Origin of the sequence: Massilia sp. Root335 (assembly GCF_001425685.1) — a bacterium.
GTDB classification, from domain to species: domain Bacteria; phylum Pseudomonadota; class Gammaproteobacteria; order Burkholderiales; family Burkholderiaceae_D; genus Telluria; species Telluria luteola.
Genome location: NZ_LMCY01000048.1, coordinates 83,761 through 97,994 on the forward strand (window position 1 = coordinate 83,761; position 14,234 = coordinate 97,994).

The 14,234-nt window shown below is 67.7% G+C and carries 13 protein-coding genes; 8 read left to right on the top strand and 5 right to left on the bottom strand.

Going from position 1 to position 14,234, the window contains the following annotated elements; translation table 11 throughout:
- Nucleotides 1–10: 10 nt before the first annotated feature.
- Together mnmC and ASC93_RS24235 are read right to left on the bottom strand one after the other, a co-directional pair.
- Nucleotides 11–1,669, bottom strand: a complete 1,659-nt coding sequence (gene mnmC / locus ASC93_RS24230; protein ID WP_056448692.1) for an FAD-dependent 5-carboxymethylaminomethyl-2-thiouridine(34) oxidoreductase MnmC — start codon at nucleotides 1,667–1,669, stop codon at nucleotides 11–13.
- A 4-nt stretch (nucleotides 1,670–1,673) separates the two neighbouring features.
- The gene (locus ASC93_RS24235; protein ID WP_056448694.1) at nucleotides 1,674–2,237 is read right to left on the bottom strand and encodes a DNA-3-methyladenine glycosylase I; all 564 of its coding nucleotides are present in this window, start codon (nucleotides 2,235–2,237) and stop codon (nucleotides 1,674–1,676) included.
- A gap of 93 nt (nucleotides 2,238–2,330) precedes the next feature.
- Between ASC93_RS24235 and ASC93_RS24240 the strand changes: the two genes are divergently transcribed.
- The 4 genes from ASC93_RS24240 (at nucleotide 2,331) to ASC93_RS24255 (ending at nucleotide 6,829) form a co-directional block, all read left to right on the top strand.
- Nucleotides 2,331–3,374, top strand: a complete 1,044-nt coding sequence (locus ASC93_RS24240) for a serine/threonine-protein kinase (RefSeq protein WP_056448697.1) — start codon at nucleotides 2,331–2,333, stop codon at nucleotides 3,372–3,374.
- Between the two features lie 7 nt (nucleotides 3,375–3,381).
- Complete coding sequence (locus ASC93_RS24245) at nucleotides 3,382–4,548, top strand: GAF domain-containing protein (protein ID WP_056448700.1); 1,167 nt, start codon at nucleotides 3,382–3,384, stop codon at nucleotides 4,546–4,548.
- Between the two features lie 73 nt (nucleotides 4,549–4,621).
- Nucleotides 4,622–5,446 (top strand): PP2C family serine/threonine-protein phosphatase, encoded by an 825-nt coding sequence (locus ASC93_RS24250; RefSeq protein WP_157202105.1) that lies wholly within the window; start codon nucleotides 4,622–4,624, stop codon nucleotides 5,444–5,446.
- Between the two features lie 186 nt (nucleotides 5,447–5,632).
- Nucleotides 5,633–6,829: a PEP-CTERM sorting domain-containing protein gene (locus ASC93_RS24255; RefSeq protein WP_056448703.1), complete on the top strand. Its 1,197-nt coding sequence runs from the start codon at nucleotides 5,633–5,635 to the stop codon at nucleotides 6,827–6,829.
- A 1-nt stretch (nucleotide 6,830) separates the two neighbouring features.
- Here ASC93_RS24255 and ASC93_RS24260 read toward each other — a convergent pair whose 3' ends face one another.
- Nucleotides 6,831–7,718 carry a helix-turn-helix domain-containing protein gene (locus tag ASC93_RS24260; protein WP_056448706.1) on the bottom strand — a complete coding sequence of 296 codons (888 nt, stop codon included), beginning with the start codon at nucleotides 7,716–7,718 and terminating at the stop codon, nucleotides 6,831–6,833.
- Nucleotides 7,719–7,818: 100 nt separating this feature from the next.
- Here ASC93_RS24260 and ASC93_RS24265 point away from each other — a divergent pair, with 100 nt between their 5' ends.
- Entirely contained in the window at nucleotides 7,819–8,715 is an 897-nt protein-coding gene (locus tag ASC93_RS24265; RefSeq protein WP_056448709.1) for a DMT family transporter, read from the top strand.
- Nucleotides 8,716–8,733: 18 nt separating this feature from the next.
- Here ASC93_RS24265 and ASC93_RS24270 read toward each other — a convergent pair whose 3' ends face one another.
- Nucleotides 8,734–9,228, bottom strand: coding sequence for a helix-turn-helix domain-containing protein (locus ASC93_RS24270; protein WP_056448711.1), 495 nt, complete (start codon nucleotides 9,226–9,228; stop codon nucleotides 8,734–8,736).
- Between the two features lie 111 nt (nucleotides 9,229–9,339).
- On the opposite strand from ASC93_RS24270, the gene ASC93_RS24275 reads away from it, so the two are divergent.
- Nucleotides 9,340–10,011, top strand: a complete 672-nt coding sequence (locus ASC93_RS24275; protein WP_056448714.1) for a glutathione S-transferase family protein — start codon at nucleotides 9,340–9,342, stop codon at nucleotides 10,009–10,011.
- 19 nt (nucleotides 10,012–10,030) lie between these two features.
- Here ASC93_RS24275 and ASC93_RS24280 read toward each other — a convergent pair whose 3' ends face one another.
- A complete protein-coding gene (locus tag ASC93_RS24280) occupies nucleotides 10,031–11,944 on the bottom strand; it encodes a glycoside hydrolase family 2 protein (RefSeq protein ID WP_082548316.1) in 1,914 nt (637 codons plus the stop codon).
- A 469-nt stretch (nucleotides 11,945–12,413) separates the two neighbouring features.
- Here ASC93_RS24280 and ASC93_RS24285 point away from each other — a divergent pair, with 469 nt between their 5' ends.
- Nucleotides 12,414–13,172: a hypothetical protein gene (locus tag ASC93_RS24285; protein ID WP_056448717.1), complete on the top strand. Its 759-nt coding sequence runs from the start codon at nucleotides 12,414–12,416 to the stop codon at nucleotides 13,170–13,172.
- A gap of 100 nt (nucleotides 13,173–13,272) precedes the next feature.
- On the top strand, nucleotides 13,273–14,160 hold the full coding sequence (locus ASC93_RS24290) for a hypothetical protein (RefSeq protein WP_056448720.1): 888 nt from the start codon (nucleotides 13,273–13,275) through the stop codon (nucleotides 14,158–14,160).
- Nucleotides 14,161–14,234: the final 74 nt, after the last annotated feature.

Sequence of the window (14,234 nt, forward strand, 5' to 3'; positions counted from 1 at the left end):
CCGAAAGAAATCAATTTTCGGCGTCCGGCCCCCGCGGCGCGCGGCGTGCGCGCAACACGAAGCGGGCCGGGTCGAGGGCATCGACGAGGCTGGATTCGAGCGGCAGCGGTTCGCCCTCGATCCCTGCTGCCAGCAGTTCGGCGGCAAAGCCCGCCCAGATCAGGCCGCGCGACGCATAGCCGAGCAGCCCGTACAGGCCCGGATGGCGCGGCACGTCGCGCAGGCGTTCGGTGGTGCCGGCGGCGGCGAAGTCGGGCAGGCGGCCCACCAGCGGCAGGCGGTCCGGCGCGACGCTGCGAAAGCCGACCCGCCCCTCCAGCGGCGCATCCCTGGCGGCCTCCGGATCGGACAGCAGCCCGCGCAGGCGCTCCAGGTTTTCCGCGTGGCTTTGCGGCGACAGGTCCGGGTTCGGGTCGGCGTCGTAGGTCGCGCCCGCGCTGCACACGCCGCCAGACGCCGGCGTCAGATAGGCTTCGCGGCACAGCACGACCGGCAGCTTCGGCACCATGTCGGCCGGCACGTGCGACACCTGCCCGCGCAACGTCGTCAGCGGCAGCGGCGCGGCCTGCGGCACGTCGGCGGCGCCGGCGCCGTTGGCCAGGATCAGGTTCGGCGCGCAGGCCACGGTGGCGCCCTGCGCGTCCGTCAGGCGCCAGCGCTCGCCGTCGCGTTCGATGCGCACGTCGCCCACGCCGAAGCGGCGCTCCAGGCGGCCGCCGCACGCGGCCAGCATCGCCTCGCACACGCTGCCGGGCCGCGCCCAGCCGGCGCCGCGGAACAGCCAGCCGCCGTCCGGCGCCGGCAGGCCGAGCAGCGCTTCCGCCTCGGGCCGTTCCAGCCACTGGGCGAAATCGGGCGGCAGGGAGGTGTCCGCCGCGATGGCGCGCTGCACGTCGGCATGGCCGGCGTCACGCGCCAGCTGCAGCACGCCGCAGGTGTCGCCCTCGATGGCGCGGCCGATGCCGCCCAGGCGTTCCCAGTGGCGCAGCGCGTACAGATAGGCCGCGCGCGTCAGGCGCGTGGGCACGTTGTCGTCTTTCGACAGCAGCGGCATGAAGATGCCGGCCAGGTTGCCCGACGCTTCCATCGCCGGCTGCGGCTGGCGGTCGACGAGCGTGACCTGCCACCCGCGCGCGCACAGGCGCTCGGCCGCGGCGGCACCGGCGATGCCGGCGCCGAGCACGATGACGCGCCGCTCGGGCGCGGGCGGCGCCGGCGGCCGCGGCTTGCGGCTGGCGAAGCGCGCGCGGCGGCCATCGGCATCGAACACGAAGCCTTGCGCCGTCAGCGCCGCGACCTGGTCCGGCGTGAGGCCTTGCGCGAGCAGGCAGGCGTTCTGCGCGGCCACGCGCGCCACGTGGCGCGCGAATCCGGTGCCGGCGTGTTCGATGTCGTGCAGGCGGAACAGGTCGACGCGCGCCGTCAGCTGGGCCAGCGCGTCCTCGAGCGGTGCGCTGAGCAGGTCGAGCGTCACGCCCGGCTCGGCCTGCGGCATGCGGTGGAAGCCCGGCAGCAGGTGGTCGCACAGGGCGATCACGTGCAGGTTGGGCGAGCGCTGCGGATCGGTGCGCCAGACGTCGGTCAGGACGCGGATCGCGGCGCCGTCGCCGTAGTGCGCATCGAAGACGGTGAAGCGGGCCCGGTTGTGCCACCCTTCGCGATAGTCCATGGCGTCACCTCCGGCGCCGGCACAGGCAGGCGCGGTCGTGGTCGTCCACCATGCCGATGCCCTGCATGTAGGCATACACGATGGTCGATCCGACGAACTTGAAGCCGCGCCTGGCCAGGTCTTTCGAAATGCGGTCGGACAGGTCGGTGCGGGCCGGCCTGCTGCCCGGCGGCCAGTCGTTGACGATGGGGCGGCCGTCGACGAAGGCCCACAGGTAGCCGTCGAGCGTGAGGCCGTCCGCGCGCAGGCGCAGGTAGGCCCTGGCGTTGTTGATGGCGGCCGCGACCTTCAGGCGGTTGCGCACGATGCCCGGATCGGCCAACAGGTCGGCCACCCTGGCGTCGTCGTAGCGCGCGATTTTTTCCGCATCCCAGCCGTCGAAGGCGATGCGGTAGTTGTCGCGCTTGTTCAGGATCGTTTCCCACGACAGTCCCGCCTGCGCGCCTTCGAGGTTGAGCATCTCGAACAGCGTCGTCTCGTCGTGGCACGGTACGCCCCACTCGTGGTCGTGGTAGGCGATGTAGCGCGGATTGGCCGGGTTGGCCCAGGTGCAGCGGATGTCGTTCATACATCAAGTATAAACCTGTCGGGACGTCGCGCCACGTCCACGCCGCGGCCGATTTTTATTGTCGCCAAACCAATTTGATTTACACTTGCGGCCATGAACCAACCGACGCAGTTAGGCAGATACCAGATCGTGCGGGTGCTGGGACGCGGCGCCATGGGCGAGGTCTACGAGGGCCTCGATCCGCGCCTGGACCGCAGCGTCGCGATCAAGGTCATCTCCACCGCCTGCGATGCCGATCCGGAGCTGCACGCGTCGTATTCCGCCCGCTTCATCCGCGAGGCGCAGGCCGTCGCCCGCCTGAACCATCCGCACATCGTCGGCCTGTACGACTTCGGCGAGGAAAACGGCGCCGCCTACATGGTGATGGAACTGGTGCGCGGCGAGGAGCTGGCCGCCTACTTCGACATGACCCAGGACTTCCACCTCGAGTTCACGCTCGAGGATGCCGTGCGCATGACGTGCGAGCTGCTCGACGCCCTCGGCTACGCGCATCGCAACGGGGTGATCCACCGCGACATCAAGCCGGCCAACGTCATGCTGAGCCACGACCTGCGCGTGAAACTGACCGACTTCGGCGTTGCCCACATGGCCGCCTTGAACGCCGCCGTGCAGGACGCGGACGGCGCCGAGATGGTCGGCACGCCCAGCTTCATGTCGCCCGAGCAGATCACCGGCCAGACCGTCGGCCCGCAGTCGGACATCTTCGCCGTCGGGATCATCCTGTACCAGTTCCTCACCAACGAGCGGCCGTTCCGCGGCGCCGGCATGTTCGCCGTGCAGCAGAAGATCCTGCACGAGCAGCCCGTGCCGCCGACCCTGCTGAATCCCCTGCTCGGCCCGGCCTTCGACCGCGTCATCATGCGCGCGCTCGCCAAGCGTCCGGAACAGCGCTATCCCGGCGCCGATGCGTTCCGCGACGACCTGCTGCGCGCCCTCGACGGCGACGCGGCCGCGCGGCCCGACGCCACGTCCCCGCCGCCGCCGCCGTCGCCATGGCGGCCGCTGGACACCGTCACGCCGCGCTCGCCCGGCGACGTCGTCCGCCACGCGCAGGACGATGCGGACGCGACGCGCGTGCAGCGCGCCGCGCACGACGACGCCGACGCCACGCGCCTGGCCCCATCGACACGGCGATGAGACGGCCATGAACGACGCGACCGTCATGGCCGGCCCGAACGCGCGCGGCGACTTCTTCCGCCAGCTGCAGCAGCTGACGACGCGCATCCACGCCACGCGCAACGTCGACGAGATCATGCTCGACCTGTCCGAAGGCATCTGCGCCCTGTTCGCGGCGGACCGCCTGACGATCTACACGGTCGGCGAGGACAAGGCCAGCCTCGTCTCCAAGGTCAAGACGGGCATGACGTCGTTCCGCCAGCTGCGCCTGCCGATCTCGGCGCAGAGCGTCGCCGGCTACGCCGCGCTGGCGCGCCGCCTGCTCAACCTGACCGACGTCTACGATGCGGCCGAACTGCAGCGCTACGCGGCCGACCTGCGCTTCCAGCAGGGCGTGGACCGGCGCACGGGCTATCGCACGACGCAGATGCTGGTCGTCCCGATCATGCACGACGACGACGTGATCGGTGTCTTCCAGCTCATCAACAACCTGCGCGGCGGCCCGTTCGACAGCACCGTGGTCGAAGGCGCGCGCTACCTGTGCGACACGCTCGCCATCGCATTCGCCCAGCGCCGCCAGGAAGCAAGGCGCGAACGCACCGGCTTCGTCGGCGCGCTGGGTTCCCGGCTGCTGCCCCGCGAGCAGGTCGAGCAGGCGGTGGAACAGGCGCGCGCACAGGGCCGCGACGTCGAGGACGTGCTGCTCGACGACTTCAAGCTGAAACTGCCCGTCGTCGGGCGCGCGCTGGCGGACCATTTCGCCGTCCCCTACCTCGCCTTCCATCCCGGACGGCGCGTGCCGGCGGAGCTCCTCGCCGGCATGGACCGCGCGGCCGCCGAAGTGCGCCAGTGGCTGCCGGTGGAACGCAACGAGCACGCGCTGTACGTCGTCTGCATCGACCCGGAAAAGGTCAAGGCGGACGACGCCGTCACGACCCTGTTCCCGCAGGCGCGCCCCGTGTTCTGCGTGACGACGCGGCGCGATTTCGCGGCCATGCTCGACCAGTACTTCGGCGCGGCCGCGACGCCCGCCGCGCTCGCGCCCGCGCGCGCGGACAAGCTGGTCGACACCGTGGCGGCAATGGTGGCGGGCAGCCACCGCGAGGGCCTGTCGGACCTGCGCATCGAGACGGCGCCGGGCGACCGGCCGGGCGAGATCCGCTTCACCGTCAGCGGCATCCTGCGGCTGCCCTGAAAATCGCCAACGCCTTCTGCCCACGTGCTAGCATGCAGCCCTCGTATTTATTTCACAACCGTACGCGCCGCCGATGAGCCCCTGGAAGCAGCTAACCCCGAGCATCTATCACCGTCTCGCGTTCGGCAGCGCATACGGCCTGACCGACGTCGGCCTCGTGCGCCAGTCGAACGAAGACAACTTCCTCATCGATCCGCTGCTCCGCCTGGTGGCCGTGGCCGACGGCATGGGCGGCCATGACGGCGGCGAGATCGCGGCCGTCATGGCCCTCGAGACGCTGCGCGACGCGCTGGCGGCCGTCGACCCGAAAAAATCCAGCCCCGGCGACGCCGCCGACCCGGACGCGACCTGGCAGGACGAGCACATGCCCGCCATCGTGGCCATGCACGAAGCCGTCGACGCCGCCAACGCGCGCGTGTACGGCGCCAACGTGCAGGACGGCCTCGGCGAAGGCGGCGGCATGGGCACGACGCTGACCGGCTTCTGGCAAAGCCTGCCGGACGGCCCGCTGGTCATCTTCCACGTCGGCGACAGCCGGCTGTACCGCTACCGCGACGGCGAACTCGCCGTGCTCACGCGCGACCAGACCATGTACCAGCAGGCGCTGGAAGCGGGCGTCTCCGGCGACTTCCCGCCGCGCAACCTGCTGCTGCAGGCGATCGGCCCGACGGCCGCGATCACGCCCGACGTCAAGGCCTGCGCGCCGCGTCCCGGCGACCTGTATCTGCTGTGCAGCGACGGCTTGTACGGCAACACGCCCCATGCGGCCATCGAACAGGTGCTGGCCGGCGCGCATGCGCAGTCGCTGGAGGACTGCTGTGCCGATCTGATCGCCCTGGCCAAGACGCACGGCAGCCGCGACAACATCACGGCGGTGCTGGCGCTCGTCGAGCGCTGATCCCGGCCCACGGGCCTTGCGACGCATGGCCGGCACGCAGGGAACCCGATTCTGCCGCCGCATCGCGGGGGGCAGCGTGTCTATATTTCCACAATGTAAATAGAATTTCTCGTGGAAAAATGTAGATTTGGCATTGGGAAAGATGATACTCTGTAGGAGATCTCCTACTTTCCCTTTTGGTCTCTCATGGACTACCGCACCGCCTACATCCGCCGGAGCAGAAAAGGTTCGCGCCTGAAAAAACGCGTGGCGGCCATCGGCCTGCTCGGCGCGGCGGCGTGTGCCGTCGTGTTCGCGCTGGAGATGCGGGAAACCGCCGCGCCGCCGGCCGCGCCGGTGCAGGCGCAGGCGCCGGCCGATGCCGCGACGCCGGCCCCGGTCGTGCTGCGCACCGCGGCACAGGCAGAGACGAAAAAGACGCGCCGCGTCTACCCGTATTCCATCGTTCCCGGCGGCGTGATCGACCGCCGCGAGCTCGCGCACGCCGTCGTCGCGGACAAGGTCGTGGCGGCGCACTACGCCGCCTTTGACACGGCCAGGGCCACCGTCGAGACGGTCGGCAAGCCGCGCGCCGTGTACGTGTCGTACCGCAAGGGCGACAAGGTGTTCTGGACATCGAAGAAACTCCAGCTGGCCGAGGGCGAGACCCTGCTGACCGACGGCCGGAACGAAATCCGCACGCGCTGCGGCAACCGCATTTCCGACGTACCGCAATTGCCCGTCGAAGCGAAGGGCCCGAGCGAGGAAGAACTCGATTCGTCCGTCGAGCAGGCCCAGGAAGGCGGCAACGTGGAACAGGTGGGATTCGCGCTGGACGGCAATCCCGCGGGCGGCAGCTACCAGCTCAAGACGTTTGCGACGGGCGACACCGCGTCGACCGGCGGCACGTCCGCAACGAGCAGCGAGACCGCCGTCCCGGGCTACCGCATCAACCGCGACGCCATCCTGGACGGCGGCACCCTGCCGGTGACCCAGGACAGCAAGTCGTCGAGCGACACGACCGGGACCGGCACGGACACCGGCGGCTCGGGCACCGGCACGTCGGGCACCGGCGGCGTCGGCGGCACCGGCACCGGCGGTTCGGGTACCGGCAGCGGCGACCCGGGCACGGGTGGCACGTCGACCGGCGGCACGTCCGGCACGACGCCGGGCGGGACGACATCGGGCGGCACGCAAACGCCCACCGATACCGGCACGAACCCGTCGTCGCCCCCCGGCACGCTGCTGCCGCCGACGACGGACCTGCCCGGCCAGACGAACGATCCGGGCAAGACCCCGGTCAAGCACGCCGACGTGCCGGAACCGGGCACGCTGTGGCTGGGCGGCGCCGGCGTCGTCGCGCTGCTGGCCGCGCGGCGCGCAAGGACACGGGCGCGGAAGTAATTCAGCGCGCCATGGCCTGTCGATAGCGCCGCGGCGAGGTGCCCATCGCGGCACGGAAGCGATGTCCCAGATGCGACAGGTCGGCATAGCCGCACAGGTCGGCAATCTGCTGCAAAGGCAGGGTACTGGTCCTCAACAGCGTGCAGGCCGACTCGACGCGGCGCCGGGCGATCCAGGCCGACGGCGGCATGCCGAACGATACCCGGAACATGCGCGCCAGATGGAATTCCGACAGGCAGGCCAGCTGCGCCAGCATGCCCAGCGTGACAGGCCGCGCCAGATTCGCTTCGATGTAATCGGCCAGACGGCGGCGGACCGACGGCGCGAGGCCGCCTTTGGGCCGCGGCGCGCGCCGCACGACGCCTTGTGAGCGCAGCAGTTCGCTCAGTGTGTCGTGGGTGATCTCGTTGGCGCGCAGCAGATCGTCGGCGCCGTCCCACGGCGCGGCGACCAGCGACTGGCACAGCCGCAGCAGGCCGGGGCTTTCGAAGTAGGTGCGGTCGGCCAGGGTGATCTCGCGCGGTTCGCGGTCGAGCTCCAGCACCGCCCGGCGCGTGAAATGCTCCGGCATGAAGTAGACGTGCAGCAGGCGCAGATGGTCGCGCACCACCCATTCCGATTCGTGATCGTCCGGCAGCGTGCACAGGCGCAGCGGCGCGCCGTACTGCCTGGGCGCGCCGCTGCGTTCGGTGCGGTAGCCGCCGTCCAGGTAGCAGGACAGGGTATGGTGGCCGGGCCGCGCATACACCGTCAGCGCTTCGTCGGTATCGCGCTGCCAGATCGCGGCCGCAATGCCGTCGCCCAGCCAGGCGAAGCGTTCGAGCGTGGCGTCGGTGCCGCACATGGTGTCGAACACGGCGTGCGAGATGGGAGCGGGACGGGAGTGCATGAGAAAAGTCTAGCATGCGTCCGCGGCCCGTACCGACCGGGCGCCGAAAGTGCGCAAGCCCAGACAAGTCGGCGCCGCCGGACGCGCCGATCATGCCGGCATGAATACCTTCCTCTACCTGCTCACCGTCGTCATCTGGGGCACCACCTGGATCGCGATCAAATTCCAGCTCGGCGTCGTGCCGGCCCCGGTGTCGATTGCCTACCGTTTCTGGATCGCCGCCGCCGTGCTGCTGCTGTTCCTGCTTGGCACGCGCCGGCCGGTGTGGCCGCCGCGCCAGGCATGGCGCTATCTGCTGGCCCAGGGCGTGGCCCTGTTCTGCTGCAATTTCTTGTGCTTCTATTACGCCAGCGCGTGGGTCCCCAGCGGCCTGGTGGCCGTGGTATTTTCGACCGCGCCGATCTGGAACGCGGTCAGCCTGCGCCTGTTCATGCAGCGGCCGATACGGCGCCAGGTGCTGGTCGGCTCCCTGCTGGGCCTGTCCGGCATCGCACTGCTGTTCCTGCCGCAGATGCAGGGCCACTGGAGCGACCACGGCATGCTGCTGGGGCTGGCGCTGTCCCTGCTGGGCACCGTGTGCTTTTCTACAGGGAATCTTCTGTCGAGCCGGATGCAGGCGCTCGGCATGCATCCGCTGCTGACCAACACCTGGGCCATGCTGATCGGCTCGACCATCGTCGGCGGCGGCGCCCTGTTGCTGGGCATGCCGTTCACGATCGACCCCAGCCCGCGCTACCTGGGCGCGCTGGCCTACCTTGCCGTCCCCGGTTCCGTCATCGCGTTCACGGCTTACCTGGTGCTGGTCGGGCGCATCGGACCGGACCGCGCGGCATACTCGACGGTGCTGTTTCCCGTCGTGGCGTTGAGCGTGTCGACCGTGCTCGAAGGCTACCACTGGACGTTGCCGGCCGTTGGCGGCGTTGCGCTGGTCCTCGGCGGCAACCTGCTCGCTTTCATGAAGCCCGCCGCGATCGGCATGGCGCGGGCGGCCGGTTGATGGCCGGACCCTGCGCACTCACCCCCGCGCCGCCTGCATCGCCTCCTCGTACGCCGCCTGCAGCTCGCCGAACACCGACCGCGCGGGCGCCGGCGCCCCCAGGTGCAGGTGCCGCAACTCGTCCATGAATGCCTCCCACAGCGGCGGCCCGCCCTGCTCCAGCAATTCCGCCCGCACCGACAGTTCCCGGCTCGGCGACGTATGCCTGCGCCCCCACGCCCCCATTTGCGCGAGCAGGGGCACGAGCTGGATGGACGCTTCCGTCAGGCTGTAGATCCACTTTTGCCTGTGCGCCGGGTCGGGGCGCCGCGTCAGCAGGCCGGCCGCCGTGAGGCGCTTCAGCCGGTCCGCCAGGATGTTCGACGCAATGCCCTCTTCGCTCTGCGCCAGCAGGTCGCCGTAGCTGCGGCGGTTGCCGAACATGACGTCGCGGATGACGATCAGGCTCCAGCGGTCGCCGAGCTGTTCGAGGGTCAGGTTGATCGGGCAGCCCGAGCGTCCGGCCTGTGACATCACGTAATCCTTGGTCGTTGTGCTTGCATTTTGCTTAGTATAGCGATATCTTTAAACCACTTGCATTTTACAAGCAGTTTATTTCAACCTCCATCCGAAAGCGATCCCGCCATGTCCCTCGCGCTCTACGGTCATCCCTTTTCGTCGTACACGCAAAAAGTGCTCGTCGCGCTGTACGAGAACGACACGCCTTTCGAGTTCCGCTGCCTCGGGCCGGACACGCCGCAGCACGCGCAGGAATGGCTGCAACGCTGGCCGCTGCGCAAATTCCCGCTGCTCGTCGACGGCGCGCGCAACGTCGTCGAGACCAGCATCGTCATCGAATACCTGCAGCTGACGCATCCCGGCCCCGTGCGCCTGCTGCCGGACGACCCGCTGGATGCGCTGGACGTGAGGTTCATGGACCGCTTCTTCGACCTGCACGTGATGAGCATGGTGCAGCACGCGGTGAACGGCGCGCTGACGGGCGACACGGCCAAGCGCGCGGACGCCCTGGCAGTGGCGACGGAAAAACTGGAACTCGCCTACGCCTGGCTGGAGGAGCGCCTGGCCGGCCGCACCTGGGCTGCCGGCGGGGCCGCCGGCGAGCACTTCTCGCTGGCCGACTGCGCCGCCGCGCCCGCGCTGTTCTACGCGGACTGGACGCATCCGATCGCGGCGCGCTACCCCGTGCTGCGCGCCTATCGCGCGCGCCTGCTGGCGCGGCCGTCATTCGCGCGCGCGGTGGACGAGGCGCGGCCGTACCGGCCCCTGTTCCCGCTGGGCGCGCCCGACCGCGATTGACCGCGACCGACGCAGCCCGTCAGCGTGCGGCCGGCGCTTCGTAGCGGCGCTGCACGTCGTCGTAATAGCGTTTCAGGGTCCAGAACGCGAGCTTCTTCTTGCCGTTGTCCGAGATCAGGCCCTTGCGGTTCCAGAAGTCCTGGAAATACGGATGCTGGCGGCGCGGCGAACGGAAGTCGACGAGCACCCACGGCGTCATCCCGCGCAGGCCCGGGATCGCGGACAGCATCTTGAATTGATTGCGGTACAGCGCGTCCTGGTATTCCTCGCTCCAGCGCGTGTCGGCGTCGGCGTGATAACCGCCCAGCGCGGACGCACCGAACTCCGTGATCACGACCGGCTTGTTGTAGCGGACGTCGAAGCGGTAATTCAGCATCTCCGCATTGCTGGCCCAGTACCAGCCCGCGTACTCGTTGAAGCTCGCGAGGTCCAGCGAATCGGCGAGCGGGTCCTCCACGGTGATGTCGCTGCCCTTGCGGTGGATCTCCAGCGCGGCCGCCACGAGACGGGTGTCGTCGAGCGCGCGCGCCGTCTTCGCCAGGTTGCCCATGAACGTATTGCGCGCGCCGCTGACCGGCGTCTCGTTCCCCACCGACCAGACGATCACGCTCGCGCGGTTCTTGTCGCGCGTGACGAGGTCCGTCAGCTGGGCGTTCGCGTTGGCGTACGTGTCCGGATTGGTCCACGAGATCGTCCAGTACACGGGCACTTCCGCCCACACCATCAAGCCCATCTCGTCGGCCAGGCGGATCATCTCTTCGCTGTGCGGGTAGTGCGCGAGCCGCACGTAATTGCAGTTCATCTCCTTGGCCCATTGCAGCAGCATCCGCATGTCGCCCTGTCCGCGCAGGCGGCCAGGGATCAGCGGATTCTCGTCGTGCAGCGAGATCCCGCGCAGGAACACGGACTTGCCGTTCAGGAGGATGTCCTGGCCGCGCGTCTCGATGGTGCGAAAGCCGATGTGGTCGACCACGTCGTCGCCGCCGCCGGCCAGCTCCACCGTGTACAGTTTTGGTCGTTCCGGCGACCAGTACGTCAGGTTGTTCACCGGGATATCCAAGGCGGCGCGCCCGTTCGCGTCCGTGCGCACGGTGGCCTTGATGCCCGCTTCGGGAATCGTCACCGTCACCTGCTGCGACTTCGCTTGTCCCGCCATCTGGATAAAACCTTCGATGCGGCGGGCGTCGCCTTTCGCCAGCTGCACCTTGTAGTCGGCGATGTACGTGGCGGGCAGCTCGGCCAGCATGACGTCGCGCGTGATGCCGCCGTAGTTCCACCAGTCCGTGTTCACGGTCGGGATATCGTCCTGGTGCCGCGTGTTGTCCGCCTTGACGACGACGACGTTGCGGCCCTTCGCCAGTTTGTCCGTGACGTCGAACTGGAACGGCGTGAAACCACCCTTGTGCATGCCGAGTTTTTTGCCGTTCAGGTAGACGTGCGCCTCGTAGTTGACGGCGCCGAAGTACAGCGCATAGTGCTTGCCCGGCTTGGGATCGGCCTGGAACACCTGGCGCAGCCACACGGTGCCTTCATACAGCTGCAACTTCTCCGCCTGCGAGTTCCAGTCGCCCGGCACCGCCATCGTCGGCGCGCGGTCGAAGTCGTATTCGACCCAGTCGGTCTTGTCCCTGGGCTTGCGGTCGTCATAAAACCCGCCCTTGCCGCTTTCCGACTGGTCGAACGGCATGTGGCGGTAGTCGTAATAACCGTTCTCGTACGGGTCGATGATGTAGCTCCAGCGCCCGTCCAGGCTGACGTGGCTGCGGCCGTAGATGTTTTGCACGGGCGCCATCAGGCTGCCGGCGTGCGCGGCCCTGGCCGGCTGGCCGGCAAGCTGAACGTCGACCGGGTCGGCCGCATGGGCAGCACAGGCCATCAACGTCAATGCGGAAAAATGCAGCACGGCCGTCAGCCGGGCAAACGGGTGTGTCATGGCGTCTCCTGTGATTGGTGCAGTTAGCGCTACCGGTGTTATTGCACGGATGTTATCGTTGTCGCTTGGCAGGAGCAATATTTACGATTGAAGCGCCGGGTTGAGCACGCGCTATCATATTATTATCATAATTGCAAATTTTTAAGACAGGAACGTCGTTATCCGAACTCAGTTACGTTAACGCAACATCCGATTTTTTCTTCTCTTTTTGTGGCTTCAAACGCATCGTCGACTTAGCACATGCACAAGGCTTTACCTATGGCATGTAGCGTCCGTGCCCTTGAAGCAGGCATGAAACCGATTTCCTGTCATCGGTGTTTTCCACAGGTGCGTTGTTCATGGACAATTATTATCTTTGCAAACGTCAATATGCATATGGACGCCCTCCGCGTCTGAATTGTTAAATATTTTCAGACCTGTGCATGTTGGCGATTGTCTTAGTGTTAATTATTCTAAACAGGAAATTCCAATGAAATTTGTAAAGAAATGGTCCGTCGTCGCTGCGATGGGCTTGCTGCTGCCGTTGTCGTCACAGGCGGCGCTGACGCAACAGCAGTACCAGAACCTGGTCTACGGCGGCGCCGCCGCCGTGGCATGGGGTTCGGTCGGCACGTTCAACGCACTGCTGCAATACTTTATCGGCCATAAGATCCCATCCGCCGCGGCAAACTGGAGCAATGCCGTGGGCGTCGTATGCGGCGCGACCGCGGCCGGTCTCGGCAAGGCCTGGAACCCGGCGACGGACCCGATCAGCAAGGCCAACGTCGCGCTGGGAGCGCTCAAGGCCGGCAGCGTCATCGGCACCATGTCCGTCTGCCGTTGGACGACCACGGCCATCGCGTTCGCCGCAGTCAATGCGCACAACGATGCCGACGCCCACGCGAATGGCCTGAGCAACACCCGGAAGAACCAGCTCAACCAGCTGGTCAGGACGTTCGAGAACCAGAAAGGGCTGCTGACCCAGGCGATCCAGGACGCGGAAGATGCCAACGGCGCCCTGACGTCGGCCCAGCGCACCTACGACAACAACCACTGCAATCAGGTCAACAGCCTGCCTTGCGTCGCGGCCCGCCAGAACCTGACGCGCGCGCAACGCGACGCGCGCAACTCGAAGATCTACGCCCAACAGATGTCCTGGGACCTCGGCCAGACGCTGTACAAGATGAGCCAACTGGAAAACGAACCGCTGCCTCGTCCGACGGCGGGCCGTCCGGTCCAGATTCCCTGATTGACGTGATCGCGTGATTCGTCCCGTTGCCGCGACGGGCATGGGCAGGCGCGCTGGTCGAAGCCTGCCCATCGATGAGAAGCACTTTGTGAGGAATGGAATGAAGAAGCAGGAACGATTTTCGACTGCGCCAGGGTGGCTGGCGCTGAACAGGCGCCGCGCCGCCGTGCTGGGCGGTGCCGGCTTGCTCGTCGCTGCCGTGCTGGTCCTGATCGCGCCGGCGCAGTCGAACGACAACGGACCGGAAGAGCCGGCGAATCGCACGCCGTTCAAAACCGCCGGCGCCAAGCCGGCCGCCGTGGCCGGTGGCGTCACGCTCGGGATGTCGACGGCAGTCACGCCGGCAGCCCGGCTGGACACGGCCGACAGGCTGTATGAGGACGCTTCACTGGCAGCGATGTGCCAGAACCCGGAGATTCCGCAGGACGAAAAGGCGGCGTGCGCCGGCGTTGCGGCCAAAAGCGACCGGGAACTGGAGAGCATGCTGCGCCAGGCCAGTAAAGGCGGCAACGTCGCCGCCAAGACGTATCTCCTGCGCCGCAACGCAGACGAGGCAAGCGCACGCCTCGAGGGCACCGCCCCGCTGGACGAGAATCAACGTGCCGAATCCGTGGCCCAATTGAAGGCATCCGTGGCCGAACTGCGCGACATGGCGCTTGCCTCAAAAGACCCGCTCCAATTGACCCGGCTTTCAGCGCTCTACCTGCGCAATGCCGGCGTGCTGGAAGGCGCCGGCCGGGAAGCCGCCGTCCTGACCATCGCCGCCGCACTCGGCAAGGGGCACGACCCGGCCGAATTCAATGACCTCTATGCGACCTATCCACCGGAGGAAGCGGCCCGGATCAGGCAAATGGCCGAGCAACTGGCCGACCGCCTGAAAGGCACTTCATCAAGGACTGCGGAGGCAGACAAGCTGGCGACGAAATACGCGGTCGAATGCCATGTCGACAAGAATGGCGTGAACCCGTGCATGATCGGTCCCTATTGATGCCTCGACAACCAACCTGGCGGGCCAGTGTGGCTATTTCGTGCATGGCGTCGAATTCAGTTGTTCACGCCGCC